This is a genomic window from Mariniflexile sp., from assembly GCF_041583155.1.
Taxonomy (GTDB): domain Bacteria; phylum Bacteroidota; class Bacteroidia; order Flavobacteriales; family Flavobacteriaceae; genus Mariniflexile.
The window spans coordinates 1-17,288 of the sequence record NZ_JBFHGK010000023.1 but is presented as its reverse complement, the minus strand read 5'-3'; the positions used below and the strand labels follow the sequence as shown (position 1 = coordinate 17,288).

Below are 17,288 nucleotides of genomic sequence, written 5' to 3'. Positions count from 1 at the left end.
AACTTCACAAATAAATGTCACTTTTAACAAAACCTGTAAAACCCCTACAAAATCCTTATTCCTATTTTATTTCTATAATACTAATTGCATATCCGCCACCAGGTGCAGACACTTCAGATAATTTAGATTTGCTTGTTATTTTTCTTGTTTGAATGGTATAAGCTTGCGGATTGGTTTTATAGTGTGCATCTTTAGCATCAGCATAAATGGTGGCTGTGTATTTTTTACCCTTATCCAAAAAATCAAATTGAATATTGGAGGTTCTCTTATTAACCCCATTCACATTTCCAACAAACCAGTTATTACTATCTTTAGCTTTTCTGGCTACCGTAATATATTTTCCAGGTTCTGCTTCCAGATAAATACTTTCATCCCAATCTATTGCCACATCTTTTATAAATTGAAATGCATCCATAAATTGCTCATAATGTTCAGGCAAATCGGCAGCCATTTGTAACGGACTATACATGGTTACATATAAAGCCAATTGATTTGCAATTGTACTATTTACATGTGAATTATTATTAGGACTGAATTTACTAATATTCATTTCGAAAATTCCAGGCGTATAATCCATGGGACCTCCTATTAATCTGGTAAATGGCAAAACAGTAACATGATTGGGTTTGGAGCCACCAAAAGCCTGATATTCTGTACCTCTGGCCGATTCATTCCCAATTAAATTGGGGTAAGTTCTGCTAATACCTGTTGGCCTAACAGCTTCATGGGCATTTACCATAATTTTATAGTCGGCCGCCTTTTCAATGGCGTATTGATAATGATTGTTAACCCATTGATTGTAATGATTTTGACCATTAGGTAAAATATCGCCTACATAACCACTTTTTACAGCATCATAACCATTGTCTTTCATGAATTGATAAGCTCGATCCATGTGGCGCTCATAATTTCTAACCGATCCTGATGTTTCATGATGCATCATCATTTTGATACCTTTAGATTTTGCATATTCATGGATTTCCTGAACATCAAAATCTGGGTAAGGCGTAACAAAGTCAAAAACATAATCTTTAGACTTCCCAAACCAATCTTCCCAACCTTCATTCCAGCCTTCAACTAAAAGAGCATCGAAACCATGTTGTGAGGCAAAATCTATATAACGTTTCACTTTTGTGTTATTTGCAGCATGCGTATCATTTGGTTGTACCTTGGTATAATCTGTAACACCTAGCTGTACTGCAGGCAATTCATCGGTATAAGCCCAGGAGCTTTTTCCCGTTATCATTTCCCACCAAACACCCATATATTTTACAGGCTTTATCCATGAGGTATCTTCAATTTTACAAGGCTCATTTAAGTTTAATGTTATTTTAGACGCCAATATATCGCGTGCATCATCACTTACTATTATGGTTCGCCAAGGAGAGTTGCACGGTGCTTGCATGTAGCCCTTATCGCCAATAGCATCTGGGGTTAACCAAGATTCAAAAACCATATTTTTATCATCTAAATTAAGATGCATACAAGAATAGTTGATTAATGCTGCTTCATGAAGATTAATATACAATCCATCATCGGTTTTCATCATCAATGCTGTTTGTACACCTGTTTTAGAAAATTGCTGTTGGGAAGCATTTGAAGTTACAGCAGCGTCAAATTTGCTACGAATTTCAGACAATTTAGATTCGGTATAATCGTATTCCTGAGTATCATAATCACCTGGAATCCAAAATGCCGTATGATTGCCAGTCATAGCAAATTGCGTTTTCTCTTCCTTAATTACAAAATATACCAGATTGTTTTGGGAAGGAAATTCATATCTAAAACCCAAACCTTCATCAAATAACCTGAAACGAATTACTAAAATTCTATCGGTTATATTCTGCTTTAAGGTTACAGCTAATTCGTTGTAATGATTTTTAATAACATTATCTTCTCCCCACACTGGAGACCAAGTATCATTAAAAGTTGTTGAATGCGAATTCGATACAACAAAATCATTTAATAAGGATTTCTCATCATTTTTCAATTCCAAACCTAAGCTACTCGTTTTTATAACAGCTTTGTTTTTATAGGACAATTGATATGTAGGTATTCCATCACTTTTTAGCGAAAATTGCATGACTAATTCCCCATTTGGAGATTTTAATTCTTGTGCAAAAACAGCATTAAAAGTGAATAGGAAAAATGTTAATATACTTATGAATGACCTCATGTTTTAATATTATAATGGATTAAATAACTACCAAATTATAAGGCTTAATAGTAAGTTGTTTACCATTAACCTCAATCTGCAAATCCGAATCAGCCTCCACGGTAAACGTTGTTTGGCCCTGACTTACATGCACTTTTAAAATTTTATTTCTGAAATTAATTTTAAAGGAATACGCCTCCCATTGTTTTGGAATTTTTGGCGTGAAAGACAGCATATCATTTTTAATTCGCATACCACCAAAACCTTCAACAATACTCATCCAAGTTCCTGCCATAGAAGTAATGTGTAATCCTTCGTGGACTTCATGATTATAATCATCTAAATCTAAACGAGAAGTTCTTAAATAGAAGGTGTAAGCTTGCTCCATTCTGTCCAATTTTGCCGCTTGAATACTGTGTACGCATGGCGACAACGAGCTTTCATGAACCGTAAAAGGTTCATAAAAATCAAAATGACGTTCCAATTCTTCCTTAGTAAACTGATCTTCAAAAAAGTAAAAACCTTGCAAAGTATCTGCTTGTTTTATATAGGGAGAACGTAAAATTCTATCCCAGCTCCATTTCTGATTAATTGGTCTTTGTGATTTATCCAAATCTGCTACGGTAATCAACTCTTTATCTAAAAACCCATCTTGCTGTAAATAAACCTGATGTTCTTCTGAATATGGAAAATACATGCCATCAGCCACCGATTTCCACTGCTCTAATTCGGCTTTATACAGATTAGTTTTAGTCATAATTCGGTTATAATCTGAGTTATATTCCGAGGCTACTTTTTCAATGGTTTCTAAAGCATAATTAATACACCACTGTGCTATATAATTGGTGTAAAAATTATTATTAACGTTGTTTTCGTATTCATTTGGGCCCGTTACTCCCAAAATCACATACTTGTTTTTATGGGTAGAAAACGTGGCGCGCTGTTGCCAAAATCGTGCAATTCCTATTAACACTTCTAGTCCTTTTTCTGGAATGTATGAATAGTCGCCCGTATAGCGGTGGTAGTTATAGATAGCAAATGCAATTGCGCCATTTCTATGAATTTCTTCAAAGGTAATTTCCCATTCGTTATGGCATTCTTCACCGTTCATGGTTACCATCGGGTACAAAGCTGCACCGTTTTTAAAGCCTAATTTTTGGGCGTTTTCGATTGCTTTTTCTAAATGATTGTAGCGATATTCTAAAAGACTTTTAGCCACCTGCTGGTCTTTTGTTGCCATATAAAAAGGAATGCAATAGGCTTCAGTGTCCCAATAGGTACTTCCGCCATATTTTTCGCCCGTAAACCCTTTTGGACCAATATTTAATCGTGAATCTTTACCCAAATAAGTTTGGTTGAGTTGAAAAATATTAAAGCGAATACCTTGTTGTGCTTTTACATCGCCTTGAATACCGATATCGGCCATATCCCAAATGGTTGCCCAAGATTCCTTTTGCTTTTCTAAAAGGCCATAAAAACCTAAATCTGTGGCTGTTTTTAAAGCATTCTTAGCGGCAGAAATTAACTCATTTTTGTCATGATTTCTATCTACCGTATAGCCACCAAATTTATGAATGGAAATCACTTCTCCTTTTTTCACCTCTTGTTTATAGCGAAAAGCAATAAAATTTTCGGCAGTTTCAATTGTTGGCTCAATCGCTAAGGTTTCATTATTTAAGAATAGTTTCGATTCCATAAACGTACACGTATGGAAACCTGTTTTCATAGTTTTGGCCTGAATAAAAGCTTGTTGATTTTTGTGAGTTACTTCTAAAGTATCCCAAAATTTATCATCCCAGTTCGTATCTTTATTGGTTATACCACTGTTTAAATAAGGTTGAAAAATTATAGTTGCATCGTTATTTAAAGGTTTTACACAATAATTGATAACACCAACTTCATCCAGTTCTAAACTTAAAAAACGTTTGGAGATTACTTCAACTTGCATATCGTTTTTTAAAACCGCAGTAAAACTTCTAGACAACCAACCTTCTTTCATGTTAAGCTCTCTTCTAAAGTTTTCAATTTTTTTACAGGTATGTAAATCGAGTTGTGCTCCATTTACAGACACATTTATTCCAATCCAACTAGGTGCATTTAACACTTTCGCGAAGTATTCGGGATAGCCATTTTTCCACCATCCTACACGGGTTTTATCTGGATAGTAAACCCCAGCCATGTAACTTCCCTGAAAGGTTTCACCCGAATAATGCTCTTCAAAATTGGCGCGTTGCCCCATGGCTCCATTACCAATACTAAAAAGGCTTTCTGAAGATTCAACACGTGCCGCATCAAATCCCTCCTCTATTATTGACCAGTTATCTGGTATGATATAATCTTGATTCATTTTGTTTTTTTCTTTTCTTAAATTCCTAATCAAAGGGAATCTGTTGTATTTTAATTCCTGTGTAACTCCCTAATTAACAGGATTAATTACTTCATTTTTTTACTAGTCCTTCAAGAAACTCCAGACTTAGTTCTGTAAAGTCTTTAAAGACAAAATCCGACTTAACAAGCACGTCTTTTTCTCCAATTCCTATGGCCATCATATTTGCATTTTTCGCTGCTTCTACACCAGCAATGGCATCTTCAAAAACAACACAATCTTGCGGATTAACCCCTAATTGATTTGCAGCAATTAAAAACACTTCCGGGTCTGGTTTTGCTTTTGTTACGCTATTACCATCTACAATAGCATTGAAATAGGATAATAGTCCTACTTTTTCTAAAATGGGCTGCGCATTCTTACTAGCGGAACCCAATGCAATTGGCTGTTTATTTGCTACAAGAAAATTTAATATTTTTTCAACATCAGGCAGAATTTCGGATGCATCCATTTTTTCGATATATTGTAGATAATCTACATTTTTATCAATCATCCAAGTATCAAATTGTTCTTGCGTGGCCTTAACACCGCCTATTTCGAGTAATATTTCTAAGCAGCGTTTACGACTAACACCTTTAAACATTTCATTTTGTTCTTCGGTGAATTCGAAACCTAACTGGTTTGCTAATTTTTTCCAAGCCAAATAATGATATTTGGCGGTGTCTACAATGACACCATCTAAATCGAATATAAATCCTTTTTTACTCATTAATTAAGATTGTATTACATCATCAACATCCTTCACTTTGTACACCAATGCTGCTGCAATAAGAAAACTTGCACCGCTTAGCATTAAAGCAAAAATTGCCTGATTGTTATATGCGTATTTTATTAGAGGACCGCCAATAAAGGCATTAATAATTTGTGGAATCACAATAAAGAAATTGAAAATCCCCATGTATACACCCATTTTTTTAGGTGGTATAGAACCTGCTAAGATAGCGTAAGGCATAGCCAAAATACTTGCCCAAGCAATACCAACACCTACCATAGAAATAATTAACCAGTTTTTATCGGGCATGATATAGATAGACAATAACCCAAGACCACCAATAATTAAAGATATGGCGTGCGTTTTTTTACGACCTATTTTTTTAGCGATATACGGTAAAGCAAAAGCATAAAATGCCGACACTAGATTATAAACTCCAAAAAGAATCCCGATCCAGTCTCCGGCATCTTGGTAGGAAGCACTGCTACTATCGGTATATGGTAACCCGTATAAATGTTGAGCAATTGCTGGTGTAGCGAAAACCCACATTCCAAATAAACCAAACCAGGAAAAGAATTGCACCCAACTAAGTTGACGCATAGTATCTGGCATTTTTTTGAAATCTTCAATAATATCCCAAAGCCTAGATTCCTTAATTTCTTCATCTGTAGCATTGGTTGTTTCATGTGCAGATTCATCAACAAAACTGTCTAATTCTTCTGGAGAATATTCATCTGTGGTTAAAACCGTTACTAAAATGGAACCTATTAAAATAACAGCTCCAATTACGAACGACATAATTAAATTTAAAGGAACCGTTCCTTGTGCTGTTTCATTTGAAATATTAAACCAATTAGTTAAAACATAAGGCAGCCATGAACCAATTACAGCTCCAAAACCAATAAGGGCTGTTTGTACACTAAAGCCCAGAGTACGTTGGTCAGTTCTAAGATTGTCGCCTACCAAAGCACGAAAAGGTTCCATGGCAATGTTAAACGAGGCATCCATAATCATGAGCATACCTGCACCTACCCATAAAGCTGGTAAGAATGCAATAAAAATATCTGCTTGCGGCATAAGAACCAATCCAACAGATGCTAAGATGGCTCCAATTAAAAAATAAGGTTTTCTTCGGCCAAATTTACTCCACGTTTTATCACTGTAATGCCCTATAATGGGTTGAACAATTAAACCCATAAGTGGGGCTATTATCCAAAACCAAGAAAGCTCGTGAACATCGGCTCCGAAAATTTGAAGAATTCTACTTGCGTTGGCATTTTGTAGGGCAAAACCCATTTGAATTCCTAGAAATCCAAAACTCATGTTCCAGATTTGCCAGAAACTTAACTTACGCTTTTCCATTAAATAGTATGTTTAAATTGATACTATTTGATAAGCGATTAACTTATCAAAACTTAATTTCGGTGAGAAGTGAAAATATAAGTTTTGATTGCAACAAAGATATAAAAGTTTTTAATTCAACCTAATAAAAATTTTATTTGGTGGAATCTCTTTCTATCAATTCAGTTTCAATTACTATGGTTTTAAAATGTTCTTCATATTCATTTTCTTCAAAATACATGTCATTTTCCTCGTTATCTAACTCCAATCTATCTATCAACAAATCAGCAGATTGCTCTCCTATTTTCTGACCATGCTGACTTACCGTAGTTAAACTTGGCGTGGCATGTTTAGACAATACGCCGTCGGTAAAGCCTATAACCTGAATATCGTCAGGAATCTTAAAACCGAGTTTACGAGCTACCTTCATGGCGGTTACGGCATACAACTCGTTAACCGCAAAAACACCATCAATTTTTTTATTGCTTTTAAAGAATCTTTCAATTTCGTTTTCTAAAATATCTAAATGACCTTCAACATTTATGCTGTCGTCAATTTTCAAAATTAAATTAGGATCTGCATTCATTTCAGCTTCTTGCAATGCTTCTAAATACCCTTGGGTTCTTAGTCTGCCAACACTAACATAATCCATTGTTGTAATAAGTCCTATGTTTTTGCAACCTGTTGACAACAGTTTTTTTACAGCTTTTGAAGCCCCCTTAAAATCATCGACAATTACTTTATCACAATCAACTTCATTTACAACCCGATCAAACAATACAATGGGCATCCCTTGGTTTATTGTGGCATTAAAATGGTGATAATCTTGTTTTAGTAAGGTTTCTTTGGAAATAGACAAAATAAACCCATCAATACTACCACCAGCCAACATTTCCATATTTATAATTTCCTTGGTGAAAGACTCATTGGATAAGCCTACGATTACGTTATAACCCCGTTTATTAGCAACCAATTCTATACCTCGAATTACAGTTGAAAAAAAATGATGAACTATCTCAGGAATAATGATTCCGATGGTTTTTGTTTTTCTGTTTTTTAGGCTTAATGCTATGTTATTAGGCCTGTAATTATACAGTTTTGCAAATGCTTGAATTTTCTGGGTAGTGTCTTCACTTATTTCTTTACTACCACTTAAGGCTTTGGAAACTGTTGATATGGAAACATCTAATTCTTTTGCGATTTGTTTTAGGGTTATTTTACGTTTCATGCTAAAAATATAGTTCTTTAATAGATTCTTTAAATATAAAAATCTTTAAGTATAAAAGGGCTTAAAAAGTGTAATTCTATTTTGTTGTCTATTGGTTTCAAAAACGAGTTGCATTGTTAAATATTCAAAATATCTTATTTATAATAAAAAGTTGTCAACACGAAAACGTTTTCGTTGTTAATTCAATAATTTTCGTTTATTTCTTTACAATAAATTTACATAGATTTGAGGTGAGAAGTGAAAATATAATGAACTAAACTAAACATTAATTTAATAAGGTTTTATGAAAACAACTGCATTTAGTTTTCTGTTTTTTATGCTCTTAAGTCCGGTACTCTTATCTGGGCAAACAAGGCTAAAAGGAACAGTAACAGAACAATCAACCTCAATTGCACTGCCCGGTGTAAATGTTGTAATTAAAAACACCACAACGGGTACTGCAACAGACTTTGATGGGAATTATCAAATTGAAGCAAAAAAAGGTGATGTTATTGTATTCTCCTATGTGGGTTTCCAACCCGTGGAAATAACATATGCCGGACAAGCCACCTTAAACATTCAGTTAAGAGAAGATGCTTCACAATTAGCAGAAATTGTAGTAATTGGCTATGGAAGTGTTAAAAAAGAGGATTTAACGGGCTCGGTTGACGTTATTTCTTCCAAGGATTTTAACAAAGGGGCTGTACTTTCCGCAGACCAATTACTAACTGGAAAATTGGCCGGTGTTAGAATTACATCCAATGGCGGACAACCAGATGCTTCCCCAAATATTCGAATTAGAGGTGGCTCTTCATTATCTGCCAACAACAATCCGCTTATTGTAATTGATGGTATTCCCATCGATAATACAAATCCTGCTGGGGTTGGCAACCCTTTATCGTTAATTAATCCTAATGATATAGAAAGCTTCAGTGTTTTAAAAGATGCCTCTGCTACCGCAATATATGGTTCTAGAGCATCCAACGGTGTTATTATTATTACTACTAAAAAAGGAACTTCTGGAGATGTTCAATACAACTTCTCTACTGATGTTTCTATAAGTAATGTAAGTGATAAAATCGATTTAATGGACGGTAATCAGTTTGTCACCTTTATCCAAGAAAATCACCCTAGTTATATTAATTTATTAGGGGTTCCTGTAAACAGTGTTCAAACGAACGAGCCAATTGCTCAAATTATTAATGGCCGAGCCATTTACAATACAGATTGGCAAGATCAAATTTACAGAACTTCCATATCGAGCAATACCAACTTTAGCGCACGGGCTAACCTTTTTGGTAATATTCCTTTCAGAGGATCGTTGGGATACACTAAAAATGAAGGTATTGTAAAAACTAATGATTACGAACGTTATAGTATGTCGGTTAAATTAACGCCAACATTATTAGATGATAATTTAAAAATAGACTTTAACGCTAAAGGACTTTATTCTGAAAAAAATGCTATTGATGAGGGTGGAGCTATAGGAGGAGCCGTTAATATGGACCCAACAAAACCCGTATATAATTATGCCTCCGATAACCGCTTTGGTGGTTATAATATCCCGACAAGTGTTGATGGAAACAGATTAATTCTAGATGGACAATGGAATCCCTTAGCTATTTTAGAACAACGCCAACGACCTGAAAATGTATATAAAATTCTAAGTAATATAGAATTTGACTATAAAATGCCTTTTTTACCAGAATTAAGAGCTGTAGCAAACTTCGGGTTGGAAGCGTCTAAAGCAAAAATAAAAGAAACTTATTCGGACAACTCAATTGCAACTTATAAGTTTGATAATAGCGATACTGATATAAATACAAACTATTTATTTAATCCTGGTGTTAATTATTTAGAAAATCAAACCATTACCAACACAACAATGGATGGTTATTTGGTTTACGCAACTGAACTTAATGATGTTATTACGAGATTTGAAATACAAGGAGGTTACTCTTATCAAAATTTTAAAAATGATGGTAATAAAGAGATTTATCAATACAACAATGATACTGGTTTAAGAGAAATACAAGAAAATCTTGATAATCCGAATAACAGATATTACAATGTACTAAACTTACAATCCTTCTTTGGAAGATCAAACATTAATATCCTAAATAAATATCTTGTAACCTTATCATTAAGAGCTGATGCTTCTTCACTATTCACAAAAGAAAACAGATGGGGTTATTTCCCAGCTGCAGCCCTTGCTTGGAAAGTGAAAGAAGAAAGTTTCTTAAAAGAGGTTAACTTTGTGAACGATTTAAAACTTCGCATTGGTTTTGGTAAAACCGGACAACAAGACATAACAGGAGCCGTAGGATTCTATCCATCATCTCCATTATTCATAGCAGGTTCTAGCACAAGCCAATATTTACCAGGTGTATCATTGTACTCGGCAAGTGCCTTTAACCCAGATTTAACCTGGGAGAAAACAACGACTTCTAACATTGGACTTGATTTTGCTTTCTTCAATAATAATATTATTAGTGGATCTGTTGACTTCTACCAAAAAGAAACCAATGATTTATTAGCTAGAACTTCTTTACCTCCAGGACAAGGTTTGTCTGATACTTTTGTTCAAAACGTTGGTTCAACAGAGAGTAAAGGATTTGAAGTAAATTTTAATTTAAACCCAATTAAAACTGATAATTTCAATATCGAATTTAATTCCAATGTTGGATATAACAGAACAGAGGTTACCGATTTAAAAGGATCATCAAGAATTACTGCAAGCGAATCTGGAATTCCTACTGGAACCGGAGTACTTATTGGATACCACGCAGTAGGTTACCAACCTTACTCCGCTTGGGTATACAAGCAACTTTATGATGTTGATGGTAATCCCGTATTTAATGGTTTTGTAGATAAGAATGGCGATAACGAGATATCCAATGACGATAGATATTACAAAACAATGCGCCCAAATTGGACATATGGTTTTGGTATGACAGTAAACTATAAAAACTGGGATTTAAGCACAAGTTTAAGAGGTCAAGTTGGCGGTTTAGTTTATAACTCAAGACGCCTTACTTCCGGATGGATTGACAAAGCTATACCTGTTAACTCTAATAGCTTAAGTAATGTATTAGATTTCTATTCTGGTACTGCTAACCCTGTGTTTCAAAATGTAATAGGTAATGTACCATTCTCAGACTACTTTCTTGAAGATGCTTCATTCTTACGTTGCGAAAACATTGTATTAGGCTGTAGATTAGATAGTATACTGAAGGACACCACATTACGCATTTATGGGTCGGTTAATAATCCATTCATATTTACAAACTACAGTGGACAGGATCCGGAAAACTTTAACGCGATAGATAATAATTTTTATCCAAGACCTACAGTATACACATTGGGTATTAATCTGGACTTTTAAAAAAATAATCATGAAAAAAATAATTTATACCTTTCTAGTTCTAACCGTGTTTTCCTTTGTAGGATGCACCAATGAATTAGATACAAATCCAAAAGTAGAACTTACCTTGGATGAGCTTTTAGCTAAAGACCCAGATGCCGTTTCTGGTATAGTTTCTAGACTTTATGCATCCTTTGCATTGTCGGGCCCTAACGGTCCTGGAAGTTCAGATGTAAGTGATGATGCAGGAGAATCTCCCTTTTTAAGAGGGATTATAAATCTTCAAGACTTTACGGCCGATGCCTTAAAAAACCGATGGGGAGATGATGGTTTGGACCAACTTACAACCACATCTGATTGGGATGAAAACAATAAGTTTTTTAAATACTTATACAACAGAATCTATTATACAATTCCACAATGTAACAACTTATTATCTGTATTGGAAAATGTGAATTTAGATAATAAAGACCAGGTAATTGGCGAAGTTCGATTTATTAGATCTCTAGCTTATTATTATCTTATTGATGTATTCGGTAAAGGTGTTTTAGCTACCGAAGATAACTTCGGAACGTCTGAATCACTACCAGAAGCAAGTAGAGCAGAATTATTCAATTTTGTTGAAACTGAATTACTAGAAAGCATTGAAGCCTTACCTCAAACCAACGGTTATGGGCAAGCAAATAAAGCCGCTGCACAAATGCTATTGGCAAAACTCTATTTAAACGCCAACGTTTATGTGGGAACCCAAAGATATGATGATGCTGCCATATATATTAAAAAAGTAATTAATGAAGGCGGGTATACTTTAGACCCTAATTTCGTTGCAATCTTTTCTGGAGACAACAATACATCTCCTGAAATAATATTCCCATTAATTGCCGATGCTGTGAACAGCCAAAGTTACGGTAACACAACTTACATCGTTAATGGTAGCCTTAGCGCAGAAACAATGACCTTGTCGAATTATGGCGCTTCAGAAGGTTGGGGAGGACATAGAACTACTAAAGCATGGTATGGTTTATTTGGTGATTTAGCCACATCTACCGATGATAGAGCTAAACTTTTTTGGACTACTGGACATTCCTATGAAATGACAGATTACAAAAAATGGACTGACGGTTATCCTTCCATCAAATTTAGAAACTCAAATTTCAACTCAACATCAAGCCCAACATCTTTTTCAGGAACCGATTTCCCGTTGTTTAGACTTGCAGATGCTTATTTAATTTATGCAGAATGCGCTGTAAGAGGAGCTGCCGGAACCGATTTGAGCACGGCCACTCAATATGTTAACAATGTAAGAACACGATCTCATGCCAGCCCAATAACACAATCCGTTTTAACACTAGATTTCATTATTGATGAACGTGGAAGAGAATTAAATTTTGAAGGACAAAGAAGAACAGACCTCATCAGATTCGGGAAATTTACGGGAGGCAGTTACTTATGGCCTTGGAAAGGAAATACATTAAATGGTACATCGATACCAGATACTTATAATTTATTTCCAATCCCTCTTACCGCTTTAGAAGCAAATTCCAACTTACAACAAAACCCAGGTTACTAAATAAAACTCGATAAAAATGAAAAATATACAAAAACTAGGACTTTTAATATTAGCTGTTATTGGCTTAATCGCCTGCGAGCAGGATGATGATTTCATGTTTACAGCTCAAGAACCTTCAACTGAAATAAGTTTTACAAATACTTTTCTTGAATCTTACATACTTACAACAGCAACTTCAAGTAACATAGGGGAACGTTTTACCTGGAACAGTGCTAATTATGGAGTTCCAACGGTAGTGACCTATAAACTTGAAAAATCGATAATCGGAGATTTTACCGACGCCGAAATAGTTGGTGAAACTACTGGAAATGAAATAGCAGTAACCATAGGGAAATTATTAACTTACGCCACAGAGATAGGTTTAGATAACGACCCAAACACAGCAAATCCCGATACAGGTTTGGTTTATTTTAGATTAAATGCTTCTGTAGGTACCGATGCTTTACAAATAACATCTCCAATTCAGGCCTTAAGTTTGTACTTACCAGAACAAAGTACCAGTGGAGGTCTTGCTATTTCTTCTTGGGGAATTGTTGGTTCAGGTTATAACGATTGGGGAAAATTTGCAGATGCCAAATTTTATACAACTGCAACAGCTGGTGTTATTGTTTCTTATGTAAACTTATTAACTGGTGAAATTAAATTCCGCGAAAATAATACTTGGGGATCCGATTTAGGTGATGCGAACCTTGATGGCATTTTAGATTCAGATGCTGAAAATAATATTCCAGTTACAGCAGGAGATTATAAAATAACAATAAACACCAACGATATGTCTTACTCCATTGAACCATTTTCTTGGGGAATTGTTGGCTCTGGATTCAATAACTGGGGCAATACACCTGGTGTAATAGATGCTAAATTTTATTACGATTACACAACGGACACCTTTAAAACTAGTGTAAAACTTTTTGATGGTTTTATAAAATTCAGACCCTTAAACACATGGTCGGGCGACATGGGTGATGCAAACCTTGATGGCATTTTGGATACCGATTCCGATAACAATATAGCTGTTACCGAGGGCCATTACCTAATTACCTTAAACTTAAAGGACAATAGCTACACTATAGAACCTACAACAGTTATGGGAATTACTGGTTCTGGTTACAACAATTGGGGACAAGACACCTGGAATCATGATGGCGATGCAAGCACCCCTGAAGTAAAAGTTTCAGATGCAGCACTTACAGAAATACAACCAGGAGTGTGGTATGCTGAAAACATCAACTTATTAGATGGCTTAATTAAATTTAGACCTAACAATAATTGGGGTGGTGACTATGGAGATTTAGCGCCTCTCGATAATATTCTAGATCAAGAAGCTGAAAATAACATTCCAACAGTAGCAGGAAACTATGTTATTTCAATTGATTTTAACGATCCTTCAGGTCCTAAGTATTATTTAGGAAAAAGAAACTAAATGATAGTTTCCATTAATATTTTATTTCAAAACGGGGTTGTAAAAAAAAAAATGCAACCCCATTTTGCTTATTAATTAATTTCTATCCTATGAAAAAGCTTTTACTTTTACTATCCTTAACAATTTACACCATTACTACCTCCGCTCAAATTTCATGGCAAGGAGGTACAATACCAGAAGAAACAAATTCTGCGACCTTACTATTTGACAAAACAGGTACGGGTTTAGCGTCTTATTCAGGTGACATTTATGCTCATACTGGGGTAACAATTAACGATAACACCGATTGGCAAAACGTTATAGGAAGCTGGGGCAATAATGCCACCCAACCTGTGCTACAATTGGTTTCTGGAAATATCTACAAACTAGATTTAACACCTTCAATAAAGGCATATTATTCTTATACGGGCTCAGGAACTATTACTTCTATAAATATTGTTTTAAGAAGTGCTGATGCTTCACAACAAACAACCGATTTAAAGATTCCTGTAGGTTTATTTCAGGTGGTGTTAAATAATCCGGCTGAAAACTCAACAACCATGTTAAATTCCGGAGAGTCATTTAACATTTCCGCTTCAAATACTGGCGGAAATGCCAATTATGTTTTAACCGCAAATGGCACCGTAATTAATACTCAAAATAACATTTCATCCTATACATTTACACACACTAACATTACGCAATATCAAAATTATGAATTACAAATAACCCTACCGGGTACAGGAGTGAAATCGAAAAATTTTGATGTTTTAGTAAATCATACAACGGCTACTGCTATCATGCCAACTACTTATCAGGATGGGATAACTTATTTAAGTGATACTGAAGCCGTATTAGTGTTATATGCGCCTGGTAAGGATTTTATATATGTAGCTGGTAGCTTTAATAATTGGCAACCAAGCTCTAGCTATGCAATGAGTTACGACCCTACAAGAAGTAAACACTGGATTAAATTATCTGGATTAACACCAGGACAAATTGAAACCTACCAGTATTGGGTTGTTGATAAAACCCCTTTAGGGTCTGCATTATCATTAGTTAAAGTTGCCGATCCCTTTTCTACTTTGATATTAGACCCAAATGATGACCAATACATACCTTCTTCAACATATCCTAATTTACCTGCGTATCCGTCGGGGCAAAATTATGCTGTAACAGTACTGCAAACAAATCAATCTACTTACAATTGGCAGATTACAAACTTTAATAAACCTAAAAAAGAAGATTTAGTGGTTTATGAAGTTTTATTACGAGATTTTGATGCTAATAGAAATTTCCAAGATATTATTGATAAAATATCTTACTTTAAAAATTTAAATATCAATGCCATTGAATTAATGCCTATTATGGAGTTTGAAGGCAATGAAAGTTGGGGTTATAATACCTCTTTCCATTTGGCTTTAGACAAATATTATGGTACAAAAGATAAATTAAAAGAACTGGTTGATGTTTGCCATCAAAACGGTATTGCAGTAATTTTAGACCTTGCACTTAATCATGCTTTCGGCCAAAACCCCATGGTAAGAATGTGGAATGACAATAGATATGGCGACAGTTATGGCGAGCCGAACACCGAAAACCCATATTTCAACACAGTAGCTAAACATGCTTACAGCGTTGGAAACGACTTTAATCATCAAAAAAATTCAACTCAAAATTACACAAAACGCGTTATTAAACATTGGATTGAAGAATTTAAAATAGATGGCTTTCGTTGGGATTTAACTAAAGGATTTACACAAAATTGTTCAGGAACCGATGAAAATTGCACGAACAGTTTACAGACGGATAGAGTTGCTGTTTTAAAAACCTATGCTGATTATTCTTGGAGTATTGATCCAGAACATTATGTGATTTTTGAGCATTTAGGATCTGATGCGGAAGAGCAACAATGGGCAAATTACAGAATTGATGAGGGCAAAGGTATCATGATGTGGAATGAAATGTGGAATGATTACAAAGAACTATCCAATGGAAATGCAAGTTCTTTCGACAGAATGGGGCATGTTGCTCATGGTTTTACAGAAAAACGCACATTAGGTTACCCAGAAAGCCACGATAAAGACCGAATCATGTATGAAATGGTAACTTATGGAAAAACAGGAACCAGTTATAATATTAAAGATTTAAATACAGCCTTATCAAGAATGTCTGCGCTTGGCGCTATCACATTAACCATTCCTGGACCAAAAATGGTATGGCATTTTGCCGACTTAGGAATGGATGATTCCATCTGGTTATGTTCAGATGGCATTACGGTAAACACGGATTATGATGGCAGTTCTGGTGATTGTAAGTTGAGTACGAAACCACAACCTCAATGGTCTGAAAATTGGCTTGGAAATCCTAATAGAAAACAAGTATATGATGACTGGTCAAGGCTTATTCAATTAAAAACACAAGAAGCTGTATTTGAAGGAGATTACACAATTGAATCCGGAACCTTAACACCTAAAATCTATGTTTTTGATGATAGCCTCCCTTCAACAGAACTTAAAAACATAGTTGTACTTGCCAATTTCGATATTCAAGCACAAAGCGTAAATCCAAATTTCCCTTATACTGGCGAATGGTTTAATTTAATGGATAACACCTCGATGAACGTTACTAACACTACTGCATTAATCCCTTTAGAAGCAGGTCAATTTAAAATTTATGGAAATAAACAGGCTACCTTAAGTACAGATTCAATAGAAAGAAATTTAAATCTTATATTACACCCAAACCCAGTGAACGATTCGTTTTCAATAAACAAAACAGTTGAAGAACTAAATATCTACGATATCACTGGAAAGCGCATTAAATCATTCAAAGGCAATTTTGAAATAGGTTACAATTTTAATGTTTCAAGTCTTCCAAAAAGTATGTATTTAATAAAAATAACCAATAGTTTGGGTGAACAAAGCACCAGTAAGCTTATTAAATTATAACATTAGTAATGAATTGAATTAAAAAAGCCTCCTGTAAACAGGAGGCTTTTAAATTAAAGTAATTGTGACGTCCTAGAATAGTGTTACACTTAACACTTAATCATTCATGGAACCACAAGAATCAAATTACAAAAAGCGCACGCAAAAGGACTACAGTTTAAGTCTAAAACTACAAGTTGTTCAAGAAATAGAGCTAGGGT

The 17,288-nt window shown here is 34.8% G+C and carries 9 protein-coding genes; 4 read left to right on the top strand and 5 right to left on the bottom strand.

What is annotated here, in order from left to right; genetic code table 11:
* Window positions 1-61: 61 nt before the first annotated feature.
* From ABYI63_RS09955 to ABYI63_RS09935, 5 genes are all read right to left on the bottom strand, one after another.
* On the bottom strand, window positions 62-2,176 hold the full coding sequence (locus ABYI63_RS09955) for a glycoside hydrolase family 97 protein (protein ID WP_372756030.1): 2,115 nt from the start codon (window positions 2,174-2,176) through the stop codon (window positions 62-64).
* A gap of 19 nt (window positions 2,177-2,195) precedes the next feature.
* A complete protein-coding gene (locus tag ABYI63_RS09950) occupies window positions 2,196-4,502 on the bottom strand; it encodes a glycoside hydrolase family 65 protein (RefSeq protein ID WP_372756028.1) in 2,307 nt (768 codons plus the stop codon).
* Between the two features lie 91 nt (window positions 4,503-4,593).
* Complete coding sequence (gene pgmB, locus ABYI63_RS09945; RefSeq protein ID WP_372756026.1) at window positions 4,594-5,250, bottom strand: beta-phosphoglucomutase; 657 nt, start codon at window positions 5,248-5,250, stop codon at window positions 4,594-4,596.
* 3 nt (window positions 5,251-5,253) lie between these two features.
* Window positions 5,254-6,615, bottom strand: coding sequence for an MFS transporter (locus tag ABYI63_RS09940; RefSeq protein WP_372756024.1), 1,362 nt, complete (start codon window positions 6,613-6,615; stop codon window positions 5,254-5,256).
* Between the two features lie 133 nt (window positions 6,616-6,748).
* Entirely contained in the window at window positions 6,749-7,822 is a 1,074-nt protein-coding gene (locus ABYI63_RS09935; RefSeq protein WP_372756022.1) for a LacI family DNA-binding transcriptional regulator, read from the bottom strand.
* Between the two features lie 283 nt (window positions 7,823-8,105).
* On the opposite strand from ABYI63_RS09935, the gene ABYI63_RS09930 reads away from it, so the two are divergent.
* The 4 genes from ABYI63_RS09930 to ABYI63_RS09915 all read left to right on the top strand — a co-directional run bounded on the left by ABYI63_RS09930 (window position 8,106) and on the right by ABYI63_RS09915 (window position 17,088).
* Window positions 8,106-11,186 carry a SusC/RagA family TonB-linked outer membrane protein gene (locus ABYI63_RS09930; protein WP_372756019.1) on the top strand — a complete coding sequence of 1,027 codons (3,081 nt, stop codon included), beginning with the start codon at window positions 8,106-8,108 and terminating at the stop codon, window positions 11,184-11,186.
* A gap of 10 nt (window positions 11,187-11,196) precedes the next feature.
* Complete coding sequence (locus ABYI63_RS09925) at window positions 11,197-12,735, top strand: RagB/SusD family nutrient uptake outer membrane protein (RefSeq protein WP_372756017.1); 1,539 nt, start codon at window positions 11,197-11,199, stop codon at window positions 12,733-12,735.
* Window positions 12,736-12,751: 16 nt separating this feature from the next.
* Window positions 12,752-14,158, top strand: coding sequence for a SusE domain-containing protein (locus tag ABYI63_RS09920; protein ID WP_372756015.1), 1,407 nt, complete (start codon window positions 12,752-12,754; stop codon window positions 14,156-14,158).
* 89 nt (window positions 14,159-14,247) lie between these two features.
* On the top strand, window positions 14,248-17,088 hold the full coding sequence (locus ABYI63_RS09915) for an alpha-amylase family glycosyl hydrolase (protein WP_372756013.1): 2,841 nt from the start codon (window positions 14,248-14,250) through the stop codon (window positions 17,086-17,088).
* Window positions 17,089-17,288 lie beyond the last annotated feature (200 nt).

Coding starts and splice junctions, on each gene's coding strand:
- ABYI63_RS09955 (WP_372756030.1), bottom strand. CDS start 2,176: ATGAGGTCATTCATAAGTATATTAACATTTTTCCTATTCACTTTTAAT.
- ABYI63_RS09950 (WP_372756028.1), bottom strand. CDS start 4,502: ATGAATCAAGATTATATCATACCAGATAACTGGTCAATAATAGAGGAG.
- pgmB (WP_372756026.1), bottom strand. CDS start 5,250: ATGAGTAAAAAAGGATTTATATTCGATTTAGATGGTGTCATTGTAGAC.
- ABYI63_RS09940 (WP_372756024.1), bottom strand. CDS start 6,615: ATGGAAAAGCGTAAGTTAAGTTTCTGGCAAATCTGGAACATGAGTTTT.
- ABYI63_RS09935 (WP_372756022.1), bottom strand. CDS start 7,822: ATGAAACGTAAAATAACCCTAAAACAAATCGCAAAAGAATTAGATGTT.
- ABYI63_RS09930 (WP_372756019.1), top strand. CDS start 8,106: ATGAAAACAACTGCATTTAGTTTTCTGTTTTTTATGCTCTTAAGTCCG.
- ABYI63_RS09925 (WP_372756017.1), top strand. CDS start 11,197: ATGAAAAAAATAATTTATACCTTTCTAGTTCTAACCGTGTTTTCCTTT.
- ABYI63_RS09920 (WP_372756015.1), top strand. CDS start 12,752: ATGAAAAATATACAAAAACTAGGACTTTTAATATTAGCTGTTATTGGC.
- ABYI63_RS09915 (WP_372756013.1), top strand. CDS start 14,248: ATGAAAAAGCTTTTACTTTTACTATCCTTAACAATTTACACCATTACT.